Source organism: Ralstonia sp. VS2407 (assembly GCF_052950655.1).
In genome coordinates, this window is the sequence record NZ_JBRFVG010000127.1 from 1 (window position 1) to 532 (window position 532).

Below are 532 nucleotides of genomic sequence, written 5' to 3' on the forward strand. Positions count from 1 at the left end.
CGCCTGCGCACCGTTCTGCGGAATCGGGAACGGAACCCCTGGCATGTACGCGTCCTGGATGTCGTAGCCGTTGGACGCCAGCTTCGCGAACCCAACGTTCTTCTTGGTGTTCTCCGCCACCCACTCCGGAACACCACAGTTGCGGTGCGACGGGTACACGACCATCTTGTAGCCCGGCTTCTGCTTGAACAGCGCAACCTGACCCGGCGAAAGCTTGTCTGCGTACTTCTCCACGTTCGACGCATCGATCGTGAACAACGCCTTCTCGCTCTTGTGCTGCCAGAAGTCGCCGCGGTACTTGCCCCACGTCCACCCAGAGGCCGGCACGTCCTTGCCTTCGAACTTAGGAATGCTGCCGTCCTTGTTGCCCGACGCCTCCGCACCCACCGCCGTCAGCTCATGACCCAGCGAGTCCGCCCCGGCCGCCTGCACCTGCGACACCAGCATCAGCGCCATCGCACCCGCCGCCGCCACCGTAAGAACCCCGCGCTTGCCTGCCTTCCATTCACTGCGTTTCATCTGCTCCTCCGTA

The 532-nt window shown here is 63.3% G+C and carries 1 protein-coding gene; it reads right to left on the reverse strand.

Features of this window, described 5'->3' with window-relative positions; genetic code table 11:
• Positions 1 to 519 (reverse strand): DUF1329 domain-containing protein (locus ACU8YE_RS24205; RefSeq protein ID WP_446929907.1); only part of this gene is annotated, 519 nt, incomplete at its 3' end.
• Positions 520 to 532: the final 13 nt, after the last annotated feature.